Source organism: Streptomyces sp. NPDC006733 (genome assembly GCF_040636125.1).
GTDB lineage: Bacteria > Actinomycetota > Actinomycetes > Streptomycetales > Streptomycetaceae > Actinacidiphila.
Genome location: NZ_JBEYJD010000003.1, coordinates 16,334 through 40,571, shown reverse-complemented (window position 1 = coordinate 40,571; position 24,238 = coordinate 16,334). Strand labels below are relative to the sequence as shown.

Annotated in this window: 23 protein-coding genes and 1 pseudogene; 12 read left to right on the top strand and 12 right to left on the bottom strand. The window is 71.8% G+C overall.

Annotated elements, in window-relative coordinates; all coding sequences use genetic code 11:
- The first annotated feature begins 7 nt into the window (after positions 1–7).
- Positions 8–472: a hypothetical protein gene (locus tag ABZ721_RS04260; RefSeq protein ID WP_358787030.1), complete on the top strand. Its 465-nt coding sequence runs from the start codon at positions 8–10 to the stop codon at positions 470–472.
- 199 nt (positions 473–671) lie between these two features.
- Here ABZ721_RS04260 and ABZ721_RS04255 read toward each other — a convergent pair whose 3' ends face one another.
- The gene (locus tag ABZ721_RS04255; protein ID WP_358787029.1) at positions 672–2,672 is read right to left on the bottom strand and encodes a pentapeptide repeat-containing protein; all 2,001 of its coding nucleotides are present in this window, start codon (positions 2,670–2,672) and stop codon (positions 672–674) included.
- 233 nt (positions 2,673–2,905) lie between these two features.
- Between ABZ721_RS04255 and ABZ721_RS04250 the strand changes: the two genes are divergently transcribed.
- Positions 2,906–3,298, top strand: a complete 393-nt coding sequence (locus tag ABZ721_RS04250) for a LacI family DNA-binding transcriptional regulator (protein ID WP_358787028.1) — start codon at positions 2,906–2,908, stop codon at positions 3,296–3,298.
- 9 nt (positions 3,299–3,307) lie between these two features.
- Here the strand turns inward: ABZ721_RS04250 and ABZ721_RS04245 are convergent.
- The 3 genes and pseudogenes from ABZ721_RS04245 to ABZ721_RS04235 form a co-directional block, all read right to left on the bottom strand.
- Positions 3,308–3,867 (bottom strand): annotated as a pseudogene (locus ABZ721_RS04245) (GNAT family N-acetyltransferase).
- 71 nt (positions 3,868–3,938) lie between these two features.
- Positions 3,939–4,778, bottom strand: coding sequence for a cytochrome c oxidase assembly protein (locus ABZ721_RS04240; protein ID WP_358787027.1), 840 nt, complete (start codon positions 4,776–4,778; stop codon positions 3,939–3,941).
- Positions 4,778–5,356, bottom strand: a complete 579-nt coding sequence (locus ABZ721_RS04235) for a DUF2243 domain-containing protein (protein WP_358787026.1) — start codon at positions 5,354–5,356, stop codon at positions 4,778–4,780. Before ABZ721_RS04235 ends, ABZ721_RS04240 begins: the two co-directional genes overlap by 1 nt.
- A 177-nt stretch (positions 5,357–5,533) precedes the next feature.
- Here ABZ721_RS04235 and ABZ721_RS04230 point away from each other — a divergent pair, with 177 nt between their 5' ends.
- Positions 5,534–6,595 (top strand): hypothetical protein, encoded by a 1,062-nt coding sequence (locus ABZ721_RS04230; RefSeq protein WP_358787025.1) that lies wholly within the window; start codon positions 5,534–5,536, stop codon positions 6,593–6,595.
- On the opposite strand, the gene ABZ721_RS04225 is transcribed toward ABZ721_RS04230, so the two are convergent.
- A complete protein-coding gene (locus ABZ721_RS04225; protein ID WP_358787024.1) occupies positions 6,579–7,256 on the bottom strand; it encodes a nitroreductase family protein in 678 nt (225 codons plus the stop codon). The genes ABZ721_RS04230 and ABZ721_RS04225 overlap by 17 nt on opposite strands.
- A gap of 69 nt (positions 7,257–7,325) precedes the next feature.
- On the opposite strand from ABZ721_RS04225, the gene ABZ721_RS04220 reads away from it, so the two are divergent.
- Together ABZ721_RS04220 and ABZ721_RS04215 are read left to right on the top strand one after the other, a co-directional pair.
- Complete coding sequence (locus ABZ721_RS04220) at positions 7,326–7,730, top strand: helix-turn-helix domain-containing protein (RefSeq protein ID WP_358787023.1); 405 nt, start codon at positions 7,326–7,328, stop codon at positions 7,728–7,730.
- The gene (locus ABZ721_RS04215; RefSeq protein ID WP_358787022.1) at positions 7,727–8,143 is read left to right on the top strand and encodes a DUF3224 domain-containing protein; all 417 of its coding nucleotides are present in this window, start codon (positions 7,727–7,729) and stop codon (positions 8,141–8,143) included. The genes ABZ721_RS04220 and ABZ721_RS04215 overlap by 4 nt, the downstream gene beginning before the upstream one ends.
- A 9-nt stretch (positions 8,144–8,152) precedes the next feature.
- Here ABZ721_RS04215 and ABZ721_RS04210 read toward each other — a convergent pair whose 3' ends face one another.
- A complete protein-coding gene (locus tag ABZ721_RS04210; RefSeq protein ID WP_358787021.1) occupies positions 8,153–9,043 on the bottom strand; it encodes an aminoglycoside phosphotransferase family protein in 891 nt (296 codons plus the stop codon).
- A gap of 681 nt (positions 9,044–9,724) precedes the next feature.
- Here ABZ721_RS04210 and ABZ721_RS04205 point away from each other — a divergent pair.
- On the top strand, positions 9,725–10,432 hold the full coding sequence (locus ABZ721_RS04205) for an AfsR/SARP family transcriptional regulator (protein ID WP_358787020.1): 708 nt from the start codon (positions 9,725–9,727) through the stop codon (positions 10,430–10,432).
- A gap of 55 nt (positions 10,433–10,487) precedes the next feature.
- On the opposite strand, the gene ABZ721_RS04200 is transcribed toward ABZ721_RS04205, so the two are convergent.
- The 4 genes from ABZ721_RS04200 to ABZ721_RS04185 all read right to left on the bottom strand — a co-directional run bounded on the left by ABZ721_RS04200 (position 10,488) and on the right by ABZ721_RS04185 (position 14,124).
- A complete protein-coding gene (locus ABZ721_RS04200) occupies positions 10,488–11,216 on the bottom strand; it encodes an SDR family oxidoreductase (protein ID WP_358787019.1) in 729 nt (242 codons plus the stop codon).
- Between the two features lie 123 nt (positions 11,217–11,339).
- The gene (locus ABZ721_RS04195) at positions 11,340–12,572 is read right to left on the bottom strand and encodes an AMP-binding protein (RefSeq protein WP_358787018.1); all 1,233 of its coding nucleotides are present in this window, start codon (positions 12,570–12,572) and stop codon (positions 11,340–11,342) included.
- 143 nt (positions 12,573–12,715) lie between these two features.
- Positions 12,716–13,540 carry an MGMT family protein gene (locus tag ABZ721_RS04190; RefSeq protein ID WP_358787017.1) on the bottom strand — a complete coding sequence of 275 codons (825 nt, stop codon included), beginning with the start codon at positions 13,538–13,540 and terminating at the stop codon, positions 12,716–12,718.
- Positions 13,537–14,124 (bottom strand): RNA polymerase sigma factor, encoded by a 588-nt coding sequence (locus ABZ721_RS04185; RefSeq protein WP_358787016.1) that lies wholly within the window; start codon positions 14,122–14,124, stop codon positions 13,537–13,539. The genes ABZ721_RS04190 and ABZ721_RS04185 overlap by 4 nt, the downstream gene beginning before the upstream one ends.
- 244 nt (positions 14,125–14,368) lie before the next feature.
- Between ABZ721_RS04185 and ABZ721_RS04180 the strand changes: the two genes are divergently transcribed.
- Together ABZ721_RS04180 and ABZ721_RS04175 are read left to right on the top strand one after the other, a co-directional pair.
- Positions 14,369–15,454, top strand: coding sequence for a methyltransferase (locus ABZ721_RS04180; RefSeq protein WP_358787015.1), 1,086 nt, complete (start codon positions 14,369–14,371; stop codon positions 15,452–15,454).
- Positions 15,455–15,575: 121 nt separating this feature from the next.
- Positions 15,576–16,235, top strand: a complete 660-nt coding sequence (locus ABZ721_RS04175; RefSeq protein ID WP_358787014.1) for a cupin domain-containing protein — start codon at positions 15,576–15,578, stop codon at positions 16,233–16,235.
- Between the two features lie 70 nt (positions 16,236–16,305).
- Here ABZ721_RS04175 and ABZ721_RS04170 read toward each other — a convergent pair whose 3' ends face one another.
- Entirely contained in the window at positions 16,306–17,763 is a 1,458-nt protein-coding gene (locus tag ABZ721_RS04170; RefSeq protein WP_358787013.1) for an MFS transporter, read from the bottom strand.
- Positions 17,764–17,970: 207 nt separating this feature from the next.
- On the opposite strand from ABZ721_RS04170, the gene ABZ721_RS04165 reads away from it, so the two are divergent.
- Entirely contained in the window at positions 17,971–18,420 is a 450-nt protein-coding gene (locus tag ABZ721_RS04165; RefSeq protein WP_358787012.1) for a heme-binding protein, read from the top strand.
- A gap of 30 nt (positions 18,421–18,450) precedes the next feature.
- On the opposite strand, the gene ABZ721_RS04160 is transcribed toward ABZ721_RS04165, so the two are convergent.
- Positions 18,451–20,109, bottom strand: a complete 1,659-nt coding sequence (locus tag ABZ721_RS04160; protein WP_358787011.1) for an FAD-dependent monooxygenase — start codon at positions 20,107–20,109, stop codon at positions 18,451–18,453.
- 341 nt (positions 20,110–20,450) lie between these two features.
- Between ABZ721_RS04160 and ABZ721_RS04155 the strand changes: the two genes are divergently transcribed.
- From ABZ721_RS04155 to ABZ721_RS04145, 3 genes are all read left to right on the top strand, one after another.
- Positions 20,451–21,905 (top strand): MFS transporter, encoded by a 1,455-nt coding sequence (locus tag ABZ721_RS04155; RefSeq protein WP_358787010.1) that lies wholly within the window; start codon positions 20,451–20,453, stop codon positions 21,903–21,905.
- A 422-nt stretch (positions 21,906–22,327) separates the two neighbouring features.
- The gene (locus tag ABZ721_RS04150) at positions 22,328–23,137 is read left to right on the top strand and encodes a 2-amino-3,7-dideoxy-D-threo-hept-6-ulosonate synthase (RefSeq protein WP_358787254.1); all 810 of its coding nucleotides are present in this window, start codon (positions 22,328–22,330) and stop codon (positions 23,135–23,137) included.
- The gene (locus ABZ721_RS04145) at positions 23,134–24,237 is read left to right on the top strand and encodes a 3-dehydroquinate synthase II family protein (protein WP_358787009.1); all 1,104 of its coding nucleotides are present in this window, start codon (positions 23,134–23,136) and stop codon (positions 24,235–24,237) included. The genes ABZ721_RS04150 and ABZ721_RS04145 overlap by 4 nt, the downstream gene beginning before the upstream one ends.
- The last annotated feature ends 1 nt before the right edge of the window (position 24,238 follow it).

Below are 24,238 nucleotides of genomic sequence, written 5' to 3'. Positions count from 1 at the left end.
CCGCGCCTTGCCGGTCGGCCACCGCGTCCGTGCCATCGGCCGGTACCAGGCGGTCGGCATCCAGCCGCGTCTCGGCGACATCGGCGGCGACCACGCCTTCCAGGACGCCGTCGGCGCGCACCTGAAGGACCTCTTCCGCCACGCGCCGGCCACCCGCCGCCACCTGGACACCGCGACCAATACCGTGGCCCTGTGGTCCTACGCCCTCGGGGCGGCGGCTCCGGCCGTGCACGCCTTCCTCCTGCTGCGCCGCTCCGCCCCCGCCGATCCCGACCTCACGGAGGGATCCTTCGTACTGGCCTCCCTCGTCTTCGTGGCGGCGCTGATCGTCCTCACCGCCCAGGCCGGCAACACCTGGCACCCCCTCCAGGAGCCGGAGGTCCCGAGCGCGCTCAGGGAGGCGGTCCCGCTTCCCCGGGACCCGGTGGACCGGGTCGAGGACGCCGGGGGAGGAACCTCGTGGGAGAACTGAGCGCGGTGGTGTCGGATCGGGGCGGAGGCCTTCGCTGTACGGACGAGGGGTCGTCCGCGAGGGGCACTCCCCAAGCGCAGGCCGGGCCACGGCCGGCAGGCCCGCGCGGCGTACGGCCGGGCCATCGAACCGGCGGCCGGCGCCGGCGCGCTCGCCTACCTGACGCTTCGCCGCGACCAGCTCCGATAGGGCCTCGGGTTCAGCGTTTGATGCGGCCGCGTACGGCGAGGGCGGCCAGGGCGAGGAGGACAGGCTCCAGCAGTCGGGACGCCATTTCGATGTAGGTGCCGGCAGTGGTCAGGTTCTGCCCGGAGGACCGGAAGACCACGGAGTTGACGGCGACGCGAGTGGCCTTCTCAACGCGCACCGCACTCAGGCGTCGGCTGAGACCGCCGCGCAGCGACGGTTCCGGCGTGCTCGTGGCGAGGGCGATGGTGCCGTTGCGCAGGGTTCCGGTCGTGGCAGGGTCGGGGTCGTGGTCGGGCAGACCGAAGCCGGTGAGCAGCAAGATGGTCAGGGACATGGCGGCCAGCAGCCAGGCCAGGGCGCGCGACGAGCGCAGGCCGTAGCCGGACAGCAGCCAGTAGCCCCAGAGCAGTCCGCGTTCGCCGCGGGGGGTGGAGGTCCGGTCGTGTCGGCGCATCTCCATCTCGCCGTAGTAGAAGTCGGCGGCGCCGGGTTCGTTCTTGCCGTCCTCGAACGCTTTGCGGAGCTGGCGGTACAGCGCGGCGACGTCTTCGGGGTCGGGGGTGAGCGCGGGGTCGGGGTGGTGCGGGCCCGCGCTCCAGGCGCGGGGTGACGGCGGGTGGCCCGCCGTAGTAGTGGCTCCGTGGCCGCTCTGGGCGCGCCAGTGGTGTTCCTCGGCCAGGGTCCGGCGGCGGGTCCACCGGTACGGCCACACGCCGCGCAGGTGCCAGCCGGCGGGGGTCGAGGCCAGCGTGCAGCGGCCGTCCAGGCGGAGTTGGTCGAGGTGGAAGGCTCCGGAGAACAGGCAGTCGGTGAGATCGGTGTCGGTCAGCACCAGGTGCGCGGCGTCCACCCCCTGCACGGACGCGACCCGGACCTGGGGTGCTGCCCCGGTCAGCAGGGCTTCGCCCGCCGGTGGGAGGTACGCGAAGGGAGCAGGGTGGGCGGTGACCGCGGCCGGGGCGGAGAGGACCGCGTGGCTGAGGTCCACCTCCGCGTACCGCAGCCGCAGCGTCATCGTCGCGTCCCACCGGGTGCGCACGCAGTCGACCTGGGCTGCCGCGATCTCCAAGGTCACCGGCATCGTGAACACCGCGCCGTTCAGGATGACCGTTCGGGCGCAGACCATCGGGCCGAAGAGGGACGCGGCTGTGAAGCGTGCGTCGAGGAACTGGGCGTTCCCGCTGAACTGTGCCCCGTCGAACCAGGTCTCGCCGTCGAAGTGGGCGGCGAAGAACCGGGCGTCGCCGCCGAACAGCGCATTCTGGAACCAGGCGTCTCCGCCGAACCGCACACTCCGGAAGTCCGCTTCGTCGGCGTACTGCGCGGTGACGAACCGTACGTCCTCGGTGAAGCGCGCGCTGCTGAACGAGACCCGCGCGGCGAATACCGCCCGGCTGAACGAGGCGGGCGCGGTGAACCGGGCCTCGCGGAAGCCGGCAGGTCCACGGAACCGGGCGCTGTCGAAGTGGGCCGCGCCGGTGAACAGCGCGGTGTCGAAGGTGGTGTTCCCGGTGAACTGTGTTCCGTCGAACCAGGCGTCCTTGGCGAATCGGGCCAGGGTGAAGCCCGCGTCCTTGGTGAACCGTGCTCCGCTGAACCATGCGTCGTCGTGGAAACCGGCCTCGCGGAACCTGGCCTCCCCGGCGAAGGTCGCGTCGTGGAACCACGCGGGTCCGGCGAACTGCGCGCCGCTGAAGCGGACGTTGTCCTGGAACCTTGCCTCGGTGAAGTAGGCGGAGCCGAAGTGCGGGTCGCCCGTGGCGGGGTCGCGTACGGCGTCGAGGACCTGGAGGAGCAGGGGCCGGGTGAACGGGGTCCCGCGCAGGTCGACATCGCTGCCGGGGGCCAGCCCGGCGAGGTAGGAGGCGCGGTCGGTATCGGCGAGGTGGGCGAGGCAGGCGTGGTGGCCGGGGAGGCGGATGCCGCGGCAGCCGACCGGGTCCGCGGGGGAGAGGGCACCGTGACCGCAGTGCGGCCAGCCCGGTGCCGGGAGTATGGGCGGTACGGTCATGGACGGCGGCTCCCCCTGCTCGATCTCCAGGACCCTACCCACCCGGGCCGATGCGGCGCACCTGCGCGAACGGCCCGGCCACCGCGCGCCGTGCCGGCGGTACGCCATGGGCCGGTACATCCGGTGACGGGCGGCTCCGCGGGTGCCCCGGGGGCCGGCGGAGTCGATCACAGGGTGGTCGCCGCTCCGCCGATCCGGTCCGGCGGAGCGCCCCGAGCAGGGAGACAGCACACGTGAAGCGTCCGACGGTGACGGACATCGCGCGCCGCGCGGGGGTGACGAAGGGGGCGGTGTCGTTCGCCGTCAACGGCAAGCGCGGTGTCTCCGAGCACGCGCGCAAGCGCATTCTCGCCATCGCCGAAGAGCTGGGCCGACAGCCGAACCGCGCGGAGCGGGCGCTGTCCGACGGCCGGGCGGGCGCCTTTGGGCTGGCTGCGGTCGCCGCCGAGCTGGGGCTGTTCCGGCCGGGATTGACGGCGTTGCGGCGCGACATCGCCGGCTTCGGTGCGTGCGCGGCGCGGCTGCCGGGCGAGGTGGTCGCGGGTGACGCGGTCGCGGATCTGCAGGTGGCGGAGATGTCGCTGGTCGAGCGGGGCAGCACCGCGGCCGCGTCCGTGCGGGGGTAGCCGCGCTGCCTACGGTTGCTGCTCCCACTGGCTGCGGGTGAGTTCGTACTCCACGTCGCCGTGTTCGGAGCCTTCGATCGTGTCCGGCCAGTCGCCGGTGAAGTCGCGGAGGAAGGTCAGCCCGACCTTCTCCATCACGCGCCGCGAGGCCGTGTTACGGTCATGGTGTTGGCGGTCACGCGCTCGATCCCGAGATCGGTGAAGCCCTTGCGGAGCAGGGCGTGGGCTCCCTCGGAGGCGTAGCCGTGGCCCCAGGCCACCTTGGTCAGGCGGTAGCCCAGTTCCGCCACGGCGGGGTCGTGTTCGTCCAGCGGGCGCAGGGAGAACCAGCCCAGGAAGGCTCCGGTCTCCTTGCTCTCCGCCGCCCAGTAGCCGCGGGTGCGGGTGCACGGGTGCTCGTGCAGGAGCTTGGGCAGGATCTGCGTCCGGAGCTCGTCGTGGCTGGTGGGCCGGCCGCCGTTGATGAAGCGCATGACCTCGGCGTCGTTGTGCAGGGCGAGCAGATGGCCGGTATCGGCTTCGGTGAAGGCCCGAAGCACCAGCCGGTCGGTCTCCAGCAGGATGTCCATGCCGCGATCCTCGCCAGCGGCGGCCGGGCCCGCCATCGAATATCCGCAGCCGCAGCCGCGCCCGCGTGCGCTCAGCGCGGTGTGGCGGCGCCGAACTCCGGGTGGCCGAGCCGCCCGGCCGCCCGGGTGCGGCGCTCCGGCCGCCACGTGGCCACCAAGGCACCCGCCAGCAGGAGCTCGGCGAGGTCCCCGCCGTAGTACATGATCTCCGCGCCCTGTTGGACCTCGCCGACGGGGGCGTGGATGTCGACGAAGAACCCGCCGTACATGGCTTGTGCGACGAGTGCGTGCACGGCGATCGCGATGCCCAGGTATACCAGGCGGGTGCGCACCCCAGGGCGGGCGGGCGCGGGGTCGGGGCCGGCGATGGCGTAGGCGAACAGGCATCCGGACGCGAGGAAGTGCACGTGCAGCAGCCAGTGTCCTGCGGGGTGGTCCATGGCGGTGTTGTACAGCGGGGTGAAGTACAGCAGCCCGAGGGTGCCGGTGCTGAGCAGCAGGGCGACGGCGGGGTCGGCCAGCACCCGGGCGGGCAGGCTGCGCAGCACGGCGGTGACCCGCCGGCCGCCGCGGGGCGGCAGGGTGCGCAGCAGCAGGGTGACCGGCGCGGCCAGCACCAGGGCCAGCGGCGCGTACATGCCGATGAGCAGGTGCTGGGCCATGTGCGCGCGGAAGTCGGTGTGCGCGGCCGGCCCCAGCGGGGGCAGCAGCGCGACGGCGAGCAGGGCCGTTCCGGTGAGGAACGACGCGGTTCGTCGGCCGCTCCAGCCCTGGGCGGGGTTGCGGCGCCGGGCCCGGCGCACCGCGAGCAGGTAGGCGCCCGCCACGGCGAGCAGGAGCAGTACGGTCAGGGCCGCTCCCAGTGGGCCGCTGCCGGAGCCGGGGTGGTGCATGGGCTCCTTGCCGTCCATCAGGCGCGGCCTTCGGTGCGCTCGGCGGTGCGGGCGGCCGGGCGACCGGCCTCGGGGTCGAAGGGCCGGGCGCCGCGCTGCAGCAGGTAGCCGCCGATCAGGAGCAGGGCGCCCAGGGCGAGGAAGCCGGCGTCCCACCAGCTTTGGTGGGGGCCGCCGTGGACGTGGTGGATGCCCAGGATCTGGTGGTCCAGGACGCCTTCGACCAGATTGAACAGGCCCCAGCCGGCCAGGATCCAGCCCCACAGGGCGGCCGAGGTCCACACGGCCCGCCGGTGGTGGGTGACACGCGCGTACAGAACGGCCAGGCCCAGCAGGACGGCGATCCAGCAAACGGCGTGAAAGATGCCGTCCCACACGGTGTTCATCTCCAGCCCGGAGACCGTGTCGGGGTTGTAGTACTTCACGCCGATGCGGTCGTGGTTGGTGCTGGTGAGCATGTGGTGCCACTGCAGGAGCTGGTGCAACAGGATGCCGTCGAGGAAGCCGCCCAGGCCCACGCCGAGGATGATCCCGGGTAGTTGCAAGCTGTTCGGTGCCGTCGTGGCCGTTCGGGCCGTGCCCGCCGTGCTGACCATCTCCGGTTCTCCGTCCGGTCGGTGGATGTGGACCTTCCGCATCCCCCTTTCCCGTCCGTTCCGTCTCGAACACCCGCTCGTGCGGCGCTTGCACCGTTTCGGCCACCGGCGACTGCGTAGTCGCCGGTGCGCCGGGTACCCGCCACCGCAGCAGACGATCAAGAAGGATGTGGTGGTGTGGGCGGCTGGCCGTTGTGGGCCCTGGTGGGCGTGTTCGTGGCGGCCGCGGGGGTGATCTGGGTCGCGGGCGTGCAACTGTCCGACACGGTGGACGTCCTCGATCAGCGGCTCCACCTCGGCGCGGCCCTGGGCGGCACGGTGCTGCTGGCCATCGCGACCAACCTGCCGGAGATCGCCATCACCTGTTCGGCCGCTCTCAGCGGCAACGTCGGGGTGGCGGTCGGCAACATCCTGGGCGGTATCGCCATCCAGACGGTGGTGCTGGTCGCGCTGGACGCGTTCGGTGTCCGGGCGCGCAGGCCCCTGACCTTCCAGGCGGCCAGCCTGGTCCTGGTCCTGGAAGCCCTGCTGGTGATCGCTGTGCTGACCGTGACCGTCATGGGCTCCCAACTGCCGGCCCACGTGTACGCGCTGCGGCTGACGCCGGCTTCGGTGCTCATCGCCCTCCTGTGGCTGACGGGCGTGTGGCTGGTCGGGCGGGCCGGCCGGAGCCTGCCGTGGAAGGACTCCGGCCGCGCCCCCGACGGCCAGGAGGCGCCGCGTGGTCACGCGAAGCAGCAGAGGGAGACCGCCGCGACCCGGCGCAACATCTCCACGGCCCGGGCCGCGACGGTGTTCGCCGCCGCGGCGGCGGCCACCTTGGTGGCGGGCGTCGTCCTGGAGCGCAGCGGTGACGAGATCGCCGGACACATCGGGCTGAGCGGGGTCCTGTTCGGTGCCACCGTGCTGGCCGCGGCCACGTCGCTGCCGGAGCTGTCCACCGGCCTGACCAGCGTCAAGCTGGGCGACTACGAACTGGCGATGAGCGACATCTTCGGCGGGAACGCCTTCCTGCCCATCCTCTTCGTCCTGGCCGACCTCCTGTCCGGCCAGGCGGTGCTGCCGCAGGCGCAGCACACCGACATCTACCTCACGGGCCTGGGGGCCCTGCTCACCGCCGTCTACGCGGTGGGTCTGATCTTCCGGCCGCAGCGGCGCATCGGCCGTCTGGGCGTGGACTCCCTGCTCGTCCTGGGCCTGTACGCCGCCGGCATCGCCGGGCTCATCGCGCTGGCCTGAGGCCGCGGCCACCGGGCTGCCCGTGCCGCTCGTGGAAGACGTTGCGCTCCAGGGGGCGGCGGCCGGGGTGGTGCCGGACCTCGGCCGGGTAGCCGATGGACACGAGCAGGGCGATGGCCAGGTCGGGGCGGTCCCCGATCCCGATCACCTGCTTCACCTTCTCCTCGTCCCAGCCGTTCATCGGGGAGGTCGCCAGGCCCAGTTCGGTCGCGGCGAGCATGACGAACGACGCTGCGATCATCGCGTCCTTGACGGCGTACTCGCGCAGCAGGCCGCGCCGGTCGAGGTCGCGCTGGAACGCCGTGGACGCGGCGGCGAACCCGGCGATGAACTCGTCGCTCCACGCCCCGGCCGCGCGGGCCCGGTCGTGGACGTCGCTCTGGTCGTCGCGCCAGGCCTGCGGTTCGGCGACGAAGACCAGTGTGACCGGGGCCTCGTGCGGTTGCGGTTGGCCGCCGGTGGCCCGGGCGAGCCCCTTGCGGCCTTCGTCGCTCGTGACGGCGACGATCGAACGGTCCTGCAGATTCCAGCTGGTGGGCGCTTCGAGGGCCAGTTCGAGCAGGGTCGTGAGGGTGTGCGGCGGGAGCGGATCGGGCCGGTAGCGGCGCACGGTGCGGCGGTTGCGGATCGCGGTGGCGACGGAGAGCGTGGGATCGGTCATGTCACTCACTATTGGAGAGAGGCTCTCCTATCGGAAGAGGGCACCTTTTAGTGCGCTACTCTCCCTCCCATGACGACCGTGGTGGAATCCTCCGGACTGCCCGCCGACGCCTACTCCGCGAAGTGCCCGACGCGTGAGGTCCTCGACCACATCGCCGGCAAGTGGACGATCCTGATCGTCGACGCGCTGCTCGAAGGCACCCTGCGCTACACCGACTTGAGCCGGCGCATCGAGGGCGTCTCGCAGAAGATGCTGACGCAGACCCTGCGCCGCCTGGAAGCCGACGGTTTCGTCACCCGCACGGTCCACCCGACCGTCCCGCCCCGCGTCGAGTACGCCCTGACGGGCCTCGGCCGGAGCCTGGCCGGTCCCATCACCGCGCTGCGGCAGTGGACGGAGAGCCACATCAACGAGATCGAGCGCGCCCGGGCCCGGCCGTCGTTGTCAGAGGGGCTCGGTACGGTCGGCGCATGAGAGCTACCGCAATTTTCACCGTCAAGGCGTTCGTCCCGACCGAGCTGCGCTCCGAGCCGGCCATCGTCACCGGCGTGCCGGTGGGGGTCGCGACGATGGAGAAGCATTTCGAGGGCGAGGCCGCGGGGCGTTCGGCGACCCTGTTCACCGCCGCGTTCGACCAGACGACCGGCGTCGGCACGTACGTGGCCATGGAGTCCTTCGAGGGCGCGCTGCACGGGCGGGAGGGCGCCTTCAACTTCGTGCACTCGGCGACCACGTCCGGCAGCGACCGCAGCGCGGAGTTCTTCACCATCGTGCCCTCCAGCGGAACCGGCGCGTTGACCGGGATCACCGGCGCCGGCGGGATGGCGGTCGACGAGGACGGCACGCACCGCATGTGGTTCGACTACCGGCTCGACCAGCTGGACTAGCCCGCCGGGTCAGTCCGTGGCTGAGGAGGCGAGGATCTGCCGGATGACGTGGCGGGCGCTGGCGGAGATGACGGGGTTGGTCGTGCGGTAGTAGGGGAGTTGGATCACCGCCATGGACAGTGCCCAGCCCCGGCTGCGGGCCCAGGTCGCGTCGTCCACCTCCACCGCCTCGCGGTACGCCCGCCGGGCCGGGGCGGGCAGCAGGTTCCAGGCCGGGATGAGGTCGGTGGCCGGCTCGCCCCGGCCCACGGTGCCGAAGTCGAGGACCGCCGAGACCCGGTCTGCGGTGAGCAGCAGGTTGCTCGGCATGAGGTCGGAGTGCGTCCAGTAGGCCGGACCCGTCCAGGGCGGGGCGTCGAGTGCCTCCTCCCAGGACGCGGTGATCTCGTCCGCGTCGAAGGGTTCGTCGGTGCGGCGCAGCGCCGCGATCGCCGCCCGCATCTCGGCGTCCTCGGTGATCAACGGTCCGCCCCGGTGCGCGGGCGGGCCGCCGGGGAGGGTGATCCGGCGGAAGGCGACCGCGAACTCCGCGAGGTCGCGGGCCACGGGCTCCGGTGCGGCCAGGGCGCCTTCGACCGGAGGGCGGCCCTCGATCCACCGGTGCACGGCCCAGGCCATCGGGTACTCCGCGGTCGGGACGCCGGTTGCCACCACCTGCGGGACCGGCAGCGGCAGCAGTGGCGCCAGTCGGGGGAGCAGGTGCGCCTCCAGGGCGATGGCGTCGGCGCCGCCGGGACGCAGCGGCAGCCGGGCGGTGAGGTCCTCACCGAGCCGGTAGATCGCGTTGACCGTGCCTCCGGAGGCGAGCCGGGTGATCGGCAGGTCGGCCCATCGGGGGAACTGGGCCCGCAGCAGTCGGCGGACCAGGCCGGCGTCCGTTGCCGCCTCGTCCGCGTGCATCGTGTTCAGGGGATCACTCGCTCTCTCCGCTCCTGCGGCGATCTTCGCATGCGCCCCCGCAGGAGCTGCGGCATGGTCCGGTGCTATCCGGCCACGGTTGCCGGAAGCCACCGGCGCGGGCGGGCGGGCCTCGTCGCGTCCCGGTCGGTGGCGCGCGCCCCGTGCGCCGTCCTCGCGTGCCAGGTGCGCACGGGTGCGGGGCGCGGACCGGACGGTCCGTCAGGGACCGGGGCGGACGCGGGAGGGCCCGCGTGCGGGGCGCGGGCCGTGCGCGCCGAGCGTTGGGAACCGGCCGCGTTGGTGTGCGCTTTCCGGCCCCGGGTAGAGGTAACTCCAGCCAGACGAAGGCTGTCGAATTTCGGACGGCGGCGGGTTCATCGCTCATCGCGAGCGCAACGCCGTAACACCGCTGAACGCCCGACGGTTGCATGACGGGGGTAAAGAGTGGGGTAAAAAGCAGCGATCATTTCTGGCGCCACAAGGATCGATTCAGCCGTATCTTGACAGAAGGCGTGTCCGGGGTACGGTAATTGAGTGACCTCTGCACGCGCGGCCAACCGGCGTGCCTCATTATTTCTCATGTTTCTACAGGAAAAGTCGGCCTGAAGGAATCGTGAAGTGTTGATGAAAATAGGAGTGTTAGGTCCTCTGCATGTCTCCCTCGACGACACGGTGCACCAGGTGGAACTGGCGCCGAAGCCGCGTACCGTGCTCGCCGTCCTCCTGGCCAACGCCGGCGGGGTCGTCCCCGTCTCGTCCCTGGTGCGCGAGATCTGGGAGGACGATCCTCCCGTGAGCGCGCTGCGCAATATCCAGACCTACATCTTCCAGTCCCGCAAGGTGCTCCAGCGCCTGACCGGCCTGTCGGCGCGGACGGTGGCACGTGAACTGCTGATGACCAAACCGGGCGGATACGTGTTCAGCGACCGGGCGGCGCAGCTCGACTACGGCACCTACCGGAGTCTGGTCATCGACGGCCGCGGGGTGATCCGGCAGGGGGACGACAAGGAAGGGCTCGCCCTCCTCAGCCGCGCGCTCGACATCTGGCGCGGTCCCGCGTTCGTCGATGTCATGACCGGGGTCGCGCTGGAGGCGCAGCGGCGGGAGCTGGAGGAGTCGAAGCTCGGGGTGATCGAGGATCTCTCCGAGGTCAAGATCCGGATGGGGATGTACCACGAGGCCATTGCCGATCTTGCCGTTCCGGTTTATGAGCATCCGCTGCACGAAGGGCTGCATTGCCAGTACATGCGGGCCCTCAGCATGTCGGGGGACCGGGTCCGTGCGCTCGACGTCTTCGGCAGGCTGCGCCTGAATCTCGTATCGGATCTCGGGATAGAACCGGGCACGCCGGTTCAGGAATTGCAGTACAGCATTCTCAACTCCGGGTGACGGTGAAGGGGAGCTCAGGAAAGGGGCATTCGCCCGGGCCGTGCGCCCGGGCGATTCACACGGCGCTGTATCCGCCGTCGACCGGGAGAATGGCGCCCGTGGTGTAGGCCGCCAGCGGTTCGGCGAAATTGGCGATCCACCAGGCGATCTCCTCGGCGCTGCCCACCCGGGCCAGCGGCAGGAGTTCGTGCAGCCGGTGGATGGTGGTCACGGCCCGGTCGTCCAGCGCGTTGTTCTCCAGGATGGGTGTCTCGACGGGTCCTGGTGCCACGGACACCACCCGGATGCCGCGGTCGGCGAGTTCACCCGCCCAGGTGCGGGTGAAGAAGTCCAGGCCGGCCTTGGCCGCGCCGTAGAGCGACAACTCCGGCCAGCCGCGCTGCCCGAAGGACGCGCTGACGTTGACGACGGTGCCGCCCGCGCGGGTCAGCGGCGCCATCGCGGCCTGAGTGATCAGCAGCGGGGCGCGCAGGTTGACGGCCATGAAGCGGTCGAAGTCGTCCGCCGAGACGGTGCCCAGCGGGGTGCGCCGCAGACTGCCCGCGCCGTGCACCAGCACGTCGAGGCCGCCGAACGTCTCCAGCGCGGTGTCGACGATGGTGGTGGGCGCGGTCTTCGCCGTGACGTCGGCGCTCAGCGGCACGATCGAGGAGCGGTTCCGGGCCGTGCCGACCAGCTTCTCCCAGGTCCGGCCGACGGCCAGGACCTGGGCGCCGCGGTCGGCCAGGGCGTGCGCGGTCGCCCGGCCGATGCCGCTGCCGGCTCCGGTGACGACCGCTGTCATCCCAGTCAAGGTGCGGGTCAACGCGACGTCTCCTTGTGAGAGGTGAACGTATCCTGCTAGCTGGAAGAACACCTTCCACGCCATTTGGTTGCATTCGCCCGCCACCGGTGCGGCGCCCGCCGGTCAGCCCGCCGGGGCCCCGCTGCGGGTGAGCGAGCGGGACGCCGTCCGGTCGGAGAGCAGGACGTGGTCGATGCCGCGCGTCAGCTGCCGGCGGTCCGCGGGCGGGTCGATGCGGTCCATGATGCGCAGCGCGCCGCTGGAGGGGTCGCACACCGCCCGGTCGCGGGTGCAGAACCAGCCCGGCCCGTCCGGGTCGCCGTCGGGCAGGAACCGCGCGGGCGCCTCCTCCGACCCCAGGTACGGGGTGCCGGCCATCCGCACCTGGAGTTCATCGTCCACGATCCGGATCCGCACCCCCGGGGCCACCATGCCCACCGACCCGGGGGCGAACCAGCCCGTGGGATCGGCGGCCACGATGCCGGTCTCCGTCGTGCCGTACGCCTGGCCGATGCGCACCCCGAAGCGTTCGGCGAACCGGGCGTGGATCCGTCCGTCCAGCCGGTCGCCGCCGGAGATGGCATGGCGCAGCGCGGGCAGCCGCACGGAGCGCTCCCCCCGCACCAGGTCGGCGAAGTGGTCGGGCCGGCCCAGCACGGTGTCGGCGCCGGTCCTGAGCGCGGTCCGCAGCAGGTTGGGGCGGGAGGCGCGGGTGGGGAAGACACTGACCGCCCCGGCGTCCATGTTGTGCAGGATCCCGCCGACGAGGTTGAAGGAGTGCGCGACGGGGCCCAGCAGCAGGACATTCGCGCCCGCGCCCGGCATGCCGTCCATCCGCCGGAAGGCGTCGAGTTCGGCGAGCAGTGACTGCGGGGTGCGGGCGACGGCCTTGGCGAAGCCGGTGCTGCCGGAGGTGAAGTGGATCAGGCAGTGGTCGGTCACCGCCCGCTGCCCGCCACGCAGCTTGCGGACGAGCAGCTCGCACTCGTCGTGGAAGGTACGGAACCAGGGCCCACTGCTGCCGAAGGCGACGTAGAACTGCGGTCGGCAGCGGTCCAGCAGGTGTTCCAGCTCCCTGCCGCGGATCTCCGGCCCCATGAGCAGGACCTGGGCGCCCTGCGACCACAGGGCGAGGATCGCCCACAGCTGGGTGAAGCTCTGCGTGCCCTGGAGCACCACGGTGGCGCCGGGCCGCACGCCGTACGCCTCGAAGAGCCGTCGCTGGGCGGTGACCTGCGTGCGCAGCCGCTCGTAGGTCACCTCGGAGCCGGCCCGCGCCCACAGCGCGTCGGCGGGATGGCGGGCCAGTAGTTCGGAGCCCCACCAGCGGGGCTCGTCGTCGAGTTCGTCGCGCATGTCGGATGTCCCTTCCCGTGCGTCGTGCCGGACGGTGGGCGACCGATCGCCGCACAGAACGGAACACCGGCGGACCGGGAAGGGTTGCACGCTCGCGCCCGCCGTCCTCGCGGACGGATCGGCGCCGCCGGACCGGACCGCTCTCAGACGGAGACCGGCCGGCAGCTCCGGCAGGCGCGGTAGCCGGCTCCCCGGGCCTCGGCCGCGGTGCGGAAGGGCCGCTGGTGGGGAGGGGTGATGCGGCGTGCGTGGGCACAGGTGGGATGGCAGTAGATGTAGGTGGTGTCACTGCCGAGCAGGAGGCCGCCGCGGCGCGACAGCTCCGCCAGCCGCGCCATGTCGATGCCCTCCGCGGAACGCAGCGCCCGGCCGGTGGCGGGGGTGTACGCGGCGTCGCACGGGGTGCCGTCCTCGTAGGTGACCCGGTGGCAGGGGATCAGCAGCGTCAGCGGGTTGCGCGCCAGGGTGCGGACGACGAAGCCGGTCAGGTCCGCCATGTCTGCCACGTCCGCCCCCCGCGCGATCCAGCCGATCGGCCGCAGCTGGCCCTTGGGTATGGTGCGGACGGCCTCCAGCACGGCGCGCTCCTGCGCGTCGAAGCCGGTGAGGTCGACGGGCAGCGCCTTGGCGCGTCCGGTCCGCAGAGCGGGGCGCAGCCCGGGGAAGGGCAGGCTGGAGCGGATGGCGGTGCGCCCGGTGCGCTGCCAGTGCGTCTCCTCGAACATCTCGGGGCTGACCACCATCGACTCCAGGACCGAGCCGGTGACCGCGGTCGGGCTGTAGGCCGCGTACAGGATGCCCGCGTCGGTCTCGAGCGGCACGTAGGCGTCGTACCGTTCGGGGGAGATCCCGACATGGCGCAGGATGCGCAGCGCCAGATCGACCGGGTCGGGTGCCGGGAGACCGGCCAGGGCGTCCTCCAGGGAGCGGTCCTGGGGCGCGGGGCCCGTGTTGTCGCTCTGACTCACTGCAGCACCTCCCTCAGGGGTGGATCGCCGGTGTCCAGTAACTCCCGCAGACTATCGACCCCCCGGGAGACCTGCGCCTTGACGGTGCCCACCGGGCAGCCCTGCGATTCGGCGATCTCCCCGTAGCTCATGCCGACGACGTGCCGCAGGACCACCGCGACGCGGGACTTCTCGGGGAGTTCGGTCAGCGCCGAGACCAGCCGGCCCCGGTCGTCGGCGGTGGAGGCCCGTTCCTCCGGTCCGGGGCTCTCGTCGGCCCAGGACTCGGCGGAGTTCTCGACCGGGGCCGGGGACACCGGGTGGCGGACGTTGGTGCGGATCTGGTTGCGCCAGACGTTGGCCGCGATGGTCATCAGCCACGCCCGGCACCGTAAGTCCCGCCGCCGGGCGGGTGGGTAGCCCTTCAGCGCCGTGTAGGCGCGCAGGAAGGTGTCCTGTCCCAGGTCCTCCGCTTCGACGGCTGACCCGGTGACCCGGAACAGGAACGCGTGAACCGTCCTGGCGTAGAGGCGTACCAGCTCCGTGAAGCCGTCGTCGAGGTCCACTGCCAGGCGCTCCGTCAGGTGTTCGGCCGTTTCGTCCATCACCGTTCAGAACACCGGTGCGCCGGGGAGGGTTGCGTGGTCCCCGTCGCCGCAGGTCGTGTCGTCATTCTCGTCCCTCCCCGTCCCGTGCTCCGGCCCGCGCCCCGGCCGGGGGTTCCCGGTTCGGGCGCAAGTTCCGGAGTGCCCGGCCGTGGCCCGGCTCCTACGTTGGTCACACACGACGCTTGCCCCGAACGATGCCGGACAGGCCAGGACACCGGACAGGCCAACGAAGGAGACCGTGATGAGCTCGCAGGACGCCGTACTCACCAAGTTCCGTGAATACACCCTGGGCCCGCTGAGGTTCATGAACCTGCTCAGCTGTTTCGAACTGGGAATCGTCGACTCGCTCAAGGAGGACACGACGGGCGGGCTGACCGCAGCTCAGATCGCCCAGCGGGCCGGCGTGACGCCCGCCGCCGCCGAGCAGTTGCTGCACCTGCTCGTCAAGGAGGACTTCGTCTCCTTCGACGCGACCGCGTCCACGTATGCGCTCGGCGGTCTGCGGGACCTGACCGACGAGGACCTGGCGCGGGTCATCCCGTGGATGAACATGGTCAAGGAGGTCTGCCTGCGCCAGCTGTACCACCTGTCCGACAGCGTCAGGACCGGTACGGTCGTCGGGCTCAAGGAACTGTTCGACTTCGACGGCAACTTCTACGAGGCGAGCACCCGGTACCCCGAACTCCAGGCGTCCTGGGGCTCGATGATGGACCAGGTCACCGACTTCATCGACCCGTGGTTCTACGACCAGCTGGACGTCGGCAAGGACACGAAGATCCTGGACCTGGCGGGCAACACCGGTCTCGGCGCGATCCTGGCCTACCGGCACAAGACCGCCAAGGGCTCCGAGAACCTGCAGGTGACGTGCTTCGACTTCCCGGAGAAGGAGGCCGAGGCGCGGGCGAACTTCCGCAAGCACGGCGTCGAGGAGCACTGCTCGTTCGCCGGCGGCGACGTGTTCCAGGGCCTGCCCAAGGGCTACGACACCGTCATGATCAAGCACTTCCTGGACATGTTCGACCAGGAGAACGTCTACCGCATCTTCCGCAGCGTGCACGACGCGCTGGAGGTCGGCGGGCAGGTGCAGGTGCTGGTGCCCATCTACCCCGAGGACGTGAAGGACTCGTACGCGGTGGACTTCTTCCCGGCGTACATGCTCGGCTGCACCATGGCCCAGGGCGGCCCGCAGAAGATCTCCACGTACGAGCAGTGGATGGAGGACTGCGGCTTCAAGGTCACCAAGGCGATCTCGCAGGACATCGGCACCATGCCGCCGGACGTGATCCCCGTCCACGGGATCATCTGCGGCACCAAGACCGCCTCCTGACGCTCGCACGAAACCGGGTACGCGACAGGACAGAACACCCGGCAGGACAGAACACGCGACAGGCCACGGGAGCGCCGGACCGGCGTTCCCGTGGCGCGGAAGCTGAGCAAGGAGAGGGAAGATGGCCGTCAGTGCCGGTGAGGTCTACTACAACCCCCCGTGCCGTCAGAAGATCGTGGTCCGTACGGCCGCCGCCGACACCGGCGGCGCCCGGTCGGTGCTCGACCTGTACGTCGCCCCCGGCGGCTTCGCCGCCGACTACCACCAGCACCCCGCGAGCGAGGAGCGGTTCACGCTGGTCCGCGGCCGGCTGCGGGTGAGCATGGCCGACCGGGACGTCATCCTGGACCGGACCGGGCAGACGCTGGCGGTCCCGCCGGGCACCTCGCACCGCTTCTACAGTGCGAGCGACGACGAGGAGACCCTGGCGATCGTCGAGTTCACCAACCGGGCCGCCCGCTTCGAGGTCCTGCTGCTGCGGGAGCTGTTCGGTCTGGCCGAGGAGGGGCAGAGCGACGAACAGGGCAAGCCGAACCTGCTGCAGACCTCGCTGACCCTGCGGGAGTTCTCCGACGTGCTGCGGTTCACCGGCCGCCCCTGGCCGCTGCAGCGCGCCCTGTACGGCGCGGTGGCCCCGTTCGCACGCCTCAGGGGCTACCACGCCTGCTCGCCCGTCGCGGGGTGGAAGCCGGCGCAGCGCACCGAGTTGGAGGAGCTGCCCGCGGAGGTGGAGCGCCAGGTGATCGCACGTCAGCTCGAGGGTCTGCAGCCCCGCGTCTGACCGCGCCCGTACGTGCGGTGCCCCGCTACCGGATCCGGTAGCGGGGCACCGCACGTACGGGGCCGGGCGGTCAGCGGCGCAGGGCCGGGTCCGAGCGCTGCTGCCGGTGCGGCGCGGGGGCGGCGGGCGGTGCCGGGCGCAGCGCCCACTGGGCGAGCACCGCGGCGACGAGGGCGGTGGCCGCCAGCGCGGCGGCGACGACGGTGAACGCCGTGACCGCGTCGGCGCGGCCGGCGTGCGGGGCCAGATCCAGGTAGACGGTGCCGAACACGGCGACGCCGAGCGAACCGCCGACCTGGATGGTGGTGTTGAACAGCCCGCTGACCTCAGCGGCGTACTCGTCGGTGACGGTGCTGGTCAGCCCGGTGAGCGTGCCGCTGAAGGCCGCCCCGTACCCGAGGCCGCCGGCACCCAGCAGGGCGATCAGGGCCAGGTCGTTGCCGGCCTGGCCCGCGGCGAGGACCAGGGCGATCCCGGCGAAGGCGGCGCCCAGCACGACGCGCCCGACCGGAGCGGCCAGCCGCTTCGCCCGCGGCCCGGAGCGGCCCAGGAGCGGGCCGGCGATGCCGAACGCGGCGACCCAGGACACCAGCGACAGGCCGGAGAAGCCGGCGCTGCGGCCCAGCCCCTGCTGCAGGTACAGCGCCAGGACGAACAGCAGCCCGAAGTAGGTGGCCACCGTCGCGGCCTGCGAGATCAGCGCCAGGGCGACCGGGCGGCGGGTCAGCAGCGCCAGGGTGACGAGCGGGTTGCCGCCGCGAGCGGCCTGGCGCCGCTCCACCCGCACGAACAGGACGAACGCTGCCACGGAGGCCGCCAGGCTGGCCCAGGTCCACAGCGGCCAGCCGGCCTCCCGGCCCATCACGATCGGCACCACGAGCAGCAGCAGCGCCGCCGACAGGGTCAGCGCGCCGGGGATGTCCAGCTTCTTGCTGCGCTTCGGGGCGACGGCGGGCAGGCAGCGGAACGCGACCGCGGTCAGGGCGACGCCGATCGGCAGGTTGATGAGGAAGGCCGGTCGCCAGGCCGTCCCGAACACGTCGGCCGAAACCAGCACCCCGCCCAGGACCTGGCCCAGGACGGCGCTGGTGGACAGCACCGCCGTGTACAGGCCGAGCGCGCGGGCCCGGTCCCGTCCCTCGAAGTGCAGTTGGATGCCGGTCAGCACCTGCGAGGTGGTCATCGCCGCTCCCGCGCCCTGCACGATCCGTGCCGCGATGAGCACCTCCGCCGTGGGGGCGAGGCCGCAGGCGGCGGACGCGGCGGTGAACACCACCAGGCCGATCAGGTACACCGTGCGGTATCCGTGCCGGTCGCCGAGGCGGGCGCTGGTGATCAGCAGCATGGCGTAGGTGAGGGTGTATCCCGAGACGATCAGCTCCAACTGGCCGCCGGAGGCGCCGAGGTGGTCGCGGATCGACGGGGTCGCGATGTTCACGATCGCGATGTCCACGCTGCCGAGGAACATCCCGCCGAGCAGCGAGACCAGGAGCCAGCCCGAGTGTCGGGTGTGCGGTTGTTCTGCCATGTGGAGTCTCCGGATGGGTTGCCGTGGATGTCGGCCGTCAGCGGCGCTCCCGCCGCTGGCGCGGCACAGCGCCGCTGGTGGGGAAACCCCGCCGGGGCGGGGTCCGTTGCAACGGGCGGAGCGTCGGCGGTGTTCTTCCCCCGAACGGGAAGGACACCCGGCGGGTGTTCACCGGGCCCGTCGGACGCACGAAATGGAGACATCGACTTGAGTGACCTCAAGGAGACCGAGACCGCGATGTTCACCACCCGCAGCATCAGCCTGGCCGGCGCGCAGCGCGTCATCGGCGCGGCGCTGGCCCGGGCGGAGGCACTGGACTGCCGCGTCTCGCTCGTGGTGATCGACGCCGGGGGCAATGTGACGGCGATGGCCCGCCGGGACGGGACGGCGAACACCGCCACCACGGTGGCGCTGAACAAGGCCAACACCGCGCTGACGCTGCACACGGCCACCGATGTGTTCGGCAAGGCCATCGAGGAGAACACCATGCTGGTCAGCAGTCTGGGCAGCCAGCCCGGGATCGCGCTGATCGCCGGCGGGCTGCCGCTCACCGCGGGCGACGAGGTGATCGGGGCGATCGGTGTCAGCGGGTCGCGCGACGGCAAGGACCTGCTCATCGCCCGCGCCGGAGCGGACGCGCTCGACCCGGGGGAGTGAGGCCGCCGGACGGTGCGGGACCCGCCGGATTCAGCCGGCGCCGGTGACCTGGTCCAGCAGGGCGCCGGCGTCGCGCGGCAGACGGTCGCCGCGCCACGCCAGGTGCTGGTCGGGCCGGACGAGGGCCAGCGGGCGGCCGTACAGCTGCCGCCCGACGGGTCCGGGCACGTCCAGGACCGTCAGCGGCACCCCGCGGTCGGCCGCGGCGGCGCACAGCGCGGCGCCGTCCGGCGGTGACGCCCCCAGGCGCAGCAGCGTGAAGCCGGTGCCGAGCCGGTCGTACAGCGAACTGCCCCTCTCGCGCCCGGCGTCCAGCCACAGGTGCGGGGCGCGGCCGCCCGGGACGCCGCTGGGGGTGTAGACGGTGAGCGAGTCGGGCGGCGGAGTGTCGCCGTCCTCGGCGCGGATGACGGGGGAGCCGTCGTACCGGGCCCCGAGCTGCACGCCGATGGACGCGAACTGCTCGCCGAGGGTGCCGAGCAGGGCAGCGGCGGCCGCCCGGGCGTGCGCTCCGGCCGGCGAGTCGTCATCCAGGGCGGCCGGGCGGTCGATCGCGCCGAGGTTCTGGTTCAGGGCCCGGGCCGCCGCGGTGTTGCGCAGGGCGACCGGACGGCGTTCGGCGCTGTAGGAGTCCAGCAGCCCGGGGCCGCCCCAGCCGTGCGTCGCGGCGGCCAGTTTCCACGCCAGGTTCGCGGCGTCGTCGATCCCGGTGTTCATGCCGAACCCGCCGGTCGGGGTGAACAGGTGGGCCGCGTCGCCGGCGAGGAAGACCCGCCCCGCGCCGAAGCTCTCGGCGACCAGCGCCGCCCCGGGCGTCCACGCCCGGTGGCCGAGCACCTCCACCGGCAGGTCGGTGCCGGCCGCGGACCGCACGATCCGCACGAGCTGTCCGGCGTCGAAGGCGTCCGGGTCCAGGGAGCTGGTCAGCAGGCAGAACTCGTCCGCGCCGTCCAGGGCGATGAGGTTGACCACCACGTCGGCGTTGACGGCCCAGTAGCTCCAGGCGTCCCGCCCGCCGAGCAGGTCCCGGCGCAGGGTCGGCAGCCGCAGGTACGCGGCGGTGGCCTTGCGGCCCAGGATGTCCTGGTCCAGGGTGCGTTCGCCGGTGTACGCGATGCCGGCCGAGCGCCGGACGAGGCTGCGCCCGCCGTCGCAGCCGACGACGTACCGCGCCCGGGTGCTACCGCCGGCGTGCCTCACGCTCACCCCGTCCGCGTCCGGCTGGATCTCGTCGATCCGCACCCCGTAGCGCAGGGTGATGCGGGGCCGGGTCCGTGCGTGGGCGACCAGGAACCGCTCGACGTACATCTGGTTGGCTCGGTGCAGCGGCTCGGGCACCTGGTCGTCGGCGGGGGCGGAGGCGACGGCCTTCCGCTTCTCCGCGCCGGACGGCATCGGCAGCGCGGCCAGTTCGTATCCGCTGTAGCGGGTGAAGTAGACGACGTCCGTCGCCTGGTGCTCCGGCAGGCCCAGGGCGCGGATCGGGTCGGCGATGCCCAGCCGCCGGTAGTGCTCCATGGTGCGGGCGTTGTGGGTGTTGCCCCGCGGGTGGTCGAAGGAGGCGTCGCCCTCGTCGAACACCACGCACGGCACGCCCTGGGCGTCCAGCAGCAGGGCGAGGGCCAGGCCGACGGGTCCGCCGCCGATGATGGCGACGGGAGTGCGTGCGGTGACGTCGTGTTCCGGCATGCCGACCGTCCTCGGTGCGAGTCTGCGAGCGCTGACCGCAGCAGGCTACGGATCTGCCCGCTCCGGCGCGCTCAGGTTGTTGCGGCCGAATCATCATCGCCACGTCTGCGCAGGTCAACGGTGTTTCCTGCGGGCGCTGGGGTGTCCGGATCCGGCGGAGTGCCGTGTCCGATTCCCGCCAGCACCGGCCGCGGCGGCGGAGCACAGTGGAGAGGTGATCGCGTCCTTTGCGCGCGGCCGGCAGGAAAAGGTGCGGCGCCGTGCAACCGATCGGACGTGGCCGGTGTTCTGTCTTCACCGGCTCACGTCGGCCAGGACGTCAAACGAGAAGGGACCTCGTCATGCAGGTGCGGACCACGGCCCGCGCGGACGCTCCGGCGGCCGCGGCGGACACAGCGACCCGCCAGGCGGGACCCCGGTGGGCGGGAGTCGGACTCGCGCTGATGCTGTGCGCGCAGTTCATGGTGATGCTCGACGCCTCGATCGTGACGGTCGCCATCCCGGACATCCAGCGGGAGCTCGGCTTCTCGCAGGCGGGGGTGCAGGGCGTCATCACCGCGTACAACGTCGCCTTCGGCGGCGCGCTCATCCTGTGCGGGCGCATCGGCGACCTGCTGGGCCGGCGCCGGGTCTTCGCGATCGGCATGGTCGGCTTCGCGCTGACCTCCCTGATGTGCGGGATGGCCCAGAGCGCGGTGATGCTGGTGGCCGGCCGCGCCCTGCAGGGCTTCTCGGCGGCGCTGATCGCGCCGACGGCGCTGGCGCTGCTGACCACCTCCGTCCCCGAAGGACCGCAGCGGGTCAAGGCGATGAGCAAGTTCGGCATCGCGACCGTCCTGGGCTTCGTCAGCGGCCTGGTGCTGAGCGGGATCCTGGTGCGCGAGTGGGGCTGGAAGGGCGTGTTCTACGCGACCGTGCCCGTCGGGTTCCTGGTGGCCGCGCTCGCGCCGAAGTTCATCGCCCGTGCCGCCCGGCAGCCGCACCGCATCGACGTGGTGGGCGCGATCCTGATCACGGTCGGGGTCTCCCTGGTGGTCGCGGCACCCGCGCAGGGCGTGGCGTCCGGCTGGACGTCGGCCGCATTCCTCATTCCGCTCCTGGCCGGTGCCGCTCTGCTCGCGGTATTTCTCTGGTACGAGACCCGGCACCCCGAGCCGCTGGTCCGGCTGGGTCTTTTCCGGTCCCGTACGCTGCGCGCGGCCAATGTCGTCTCGGTATTCTCCGGGGTCAGTTCCGGCTCCGCGTACCTGCTGGTGACCATGTATCTGCAGCAGGTGCTGCATTACTCGCCGCTGAAAGCCGGACTCATTGTCGCCCCGGTCGGAATCCTGAACATCGCGTTCGGTTTCTTCGTCGGGCGGCTGATCGGCCGTATCGGGCTGCGCGGCTCCATCACGGCCGCGACGGTGCTGTCCGGTCTGCTGATCGCGCTGGTCGCCTCGCAGGTGTCCGCCGCGCCGAACATCGGGCTCTTCGCCGTGGTGCTGCTCCCGATGGGGATGGCGTTCATGGCGACCACCATCACCTCCACCCTCGCTGCCACCACGGGCGTCGCCAACCATGAGCAGGGCCTGGCGGCCGGTGTGCGCCAGACGTCGTTCCAGCTGGGCATCGCGGTCGGGGTGGCCGTGCTGGTGCCCATCGCCTCCAGCCGCGCGCACGGCGCGGGCCCCGGCCACGCGGCCGACCTGGCCGACGGGATCCAACTGGCGCTGTATCTGCTGGGCGCCCTGGTGGTGGCGGCAGGACTGTTCGCCTTCCACGGCTTCCGGCCGACGCGGGAAAAGACGTCATAAAGGTTCGACCATTTCACGCAGTGGCGGCACGGACCCCAGGGTCCGTGCCGCCGCTTTTTTGTGCCGCAAATTCCTGGACCTCCGCATTCCGCTTGTCTGTAGAAACTCTGTGCAATTCCTGGTGTTCCCGGTGACATGCTATTCGCATGACACGAAGACCTCCTGAAAAAGAGTCTTCCGGTCGACGATGAGCGGCAGAGCCCGACAGCGGAACACCCGGGAAACCGGCGCCCCCACGGGAGCGCCACCGCGGTTCCGGAACCGTCGTCGACCCGTCCCAGGGCGCCGTACCGCGCGCAATCGAACCGCTGCCCGGCCGCCGGCCGTCGTGCGGACGGATCGACGCGTCGATCCACGACCTCCGTTCGCCCGCAGCCCGAGCGCCGACCTCCAGCACGTGTCGCACAAGGGAGTGCCCGATGATGAGAACGAGCTCCACGGGAAAACTGCTGCGCTTGACCCGACTGTCCGGACACGGGGACGGCCGGTACCTGTTCGTGCCGCTCGACCACTCCGTGTCCGACGGACCGATCGCCACCGCCGACCGCTTCGACGAACTGGTCCGGGACGTGGTGGCCGGCGGTGCCGACGGCATCGTCGTGCACAAGGGCCGGGCCCGCGTCATCGACCCCGAACTGCTCGCGGACTGCTCGCTGATCGTCCACCTGAGCGCCAGTACCGCCCACAGCCCGGACGCCGACGCCAAGGTGCTGGTCGGGGACGTCGAGGACGCCCTGCGGCTCGGCGCCGACGCGGTGAGCGTGCATGTGAACATCGGCTCCGACACCGAGGCGGCCCAACTCGCCGACCTGGGCGCGGTCGCCGCGGCGTGCGACCGCTGGGGCATGCCGCTGCTCGCCATGATCTACCCGCGCGGTCCGCGGGTCACCGACCCCACCGACCCCGTCCTGCTGTCGCATGTCGTCAACATCGCCGCCGACCTCGGGGTCGACATCGTCAAGACGGTCTTCGCCTCCCCGGCCGAACGGATGGCCGACGTGATCGACAGCTCCCCGCTGCCGATCATCGTGGCGGGCGGCGCCCGCTCCGGCAGCCTGACCGACTTCGCCACCTCGGCGCTGGCCGTCGGGTGCAGCGGACTGGCCGTCGGACGGCGGGTGTTCGGTGCCACCGCGCCGCGCGCCACCGTCTTCGAACTGGCCGGCATCGTCCACAAACACCCCGGCCCCCTCCTTCCCACCCCCTCCGCCCGAATGGCAGGTGCCCTGTGAAGCTCAGCTGGATAGACGTCCGTTCCATCGGATCGGCCAAAGACGCCATCGTCGAAGAGGCGATCCACGCCCGGATCGACGGGATCCTCGCCGCCGACCCGGCGGACTTCGCCGCCCTCCCGCCGACCGTGAAGAAGATCCTCTTCCCCCAGGGGGAGAAGCTCCCCGAGGACTTCGGCGCCGCCGACGTCGTCATCGTCGAGCCGGCCAAGCACGGCGAGCCCGCCGAGCTGGCGCTGCGCCACCCCGAGGTGGAGTTCGGCCGCTACGTCGAGATCGTGGACGCCGAGTCGCTGGAGCAGGCCTGCCGCTCCGGCCGCACCGAGAAGTGGAGCGTGCTGGACTTCCGCGACCCGACGAAGATCCCGCTGGAGATCGTCATCGCGGCCGCCGCCAAGGCCGAGGGCAGCCTGATCACCGTCGCCCACGACGTCGAGGAAGCGGAGATCATCTACGGCGTCCTCGAACTCGGCTCCGACGGCGTGCTCATGGCGCCGGCCGCGGTCGGCGACGCCACCGGCCTCAAGCGGGCCGGCGAGGGCGGTGTGCCGGACCTGGAACTGGTCGAACTGGAGATCACCGCGACCGCGCACGTCGGCATGGGCGACCGGGCCTGCGTCGACACCGCCGCCTACTTCGGCAAGGACGAGGGCATCCTCGTCGGCTCGTCGTCCAAGGGCATGATCCTGTGCGTCAGCGAGACCCACCCGCTGCCCTACATGCCCACCCGCCCCTTCCGGGTCAACGCCGGGGCCATCCACTCCTACACCCTCGGCCAGAACGAGCGCACCAACTACCTGAGCGAGCTGAAGGCCGGCAGCAAGGTCACGGCCGTGGACATCCACGGCAAGACCCGGCTGGTGGTCGTGGGGCGCGTCAAGATCGAGAGCCGTCCGCTCATCTCCATCGACGCGGCCGGCCCCGACGGCCGCACCGCCAACCTGATCCTGCAGGACGACTGGCACGTGCGGGTGCTCGGCCCCGGCGGCGTCGTCCTCAACAGCACGGAGCTCAAGCCGGGCGACAAGGTCCTGGGCTACCTGCCCGTCGCGGACCGCCACGTCGGCTACCCGATCAACGAGTTCTGCCTGGAGACGTGAC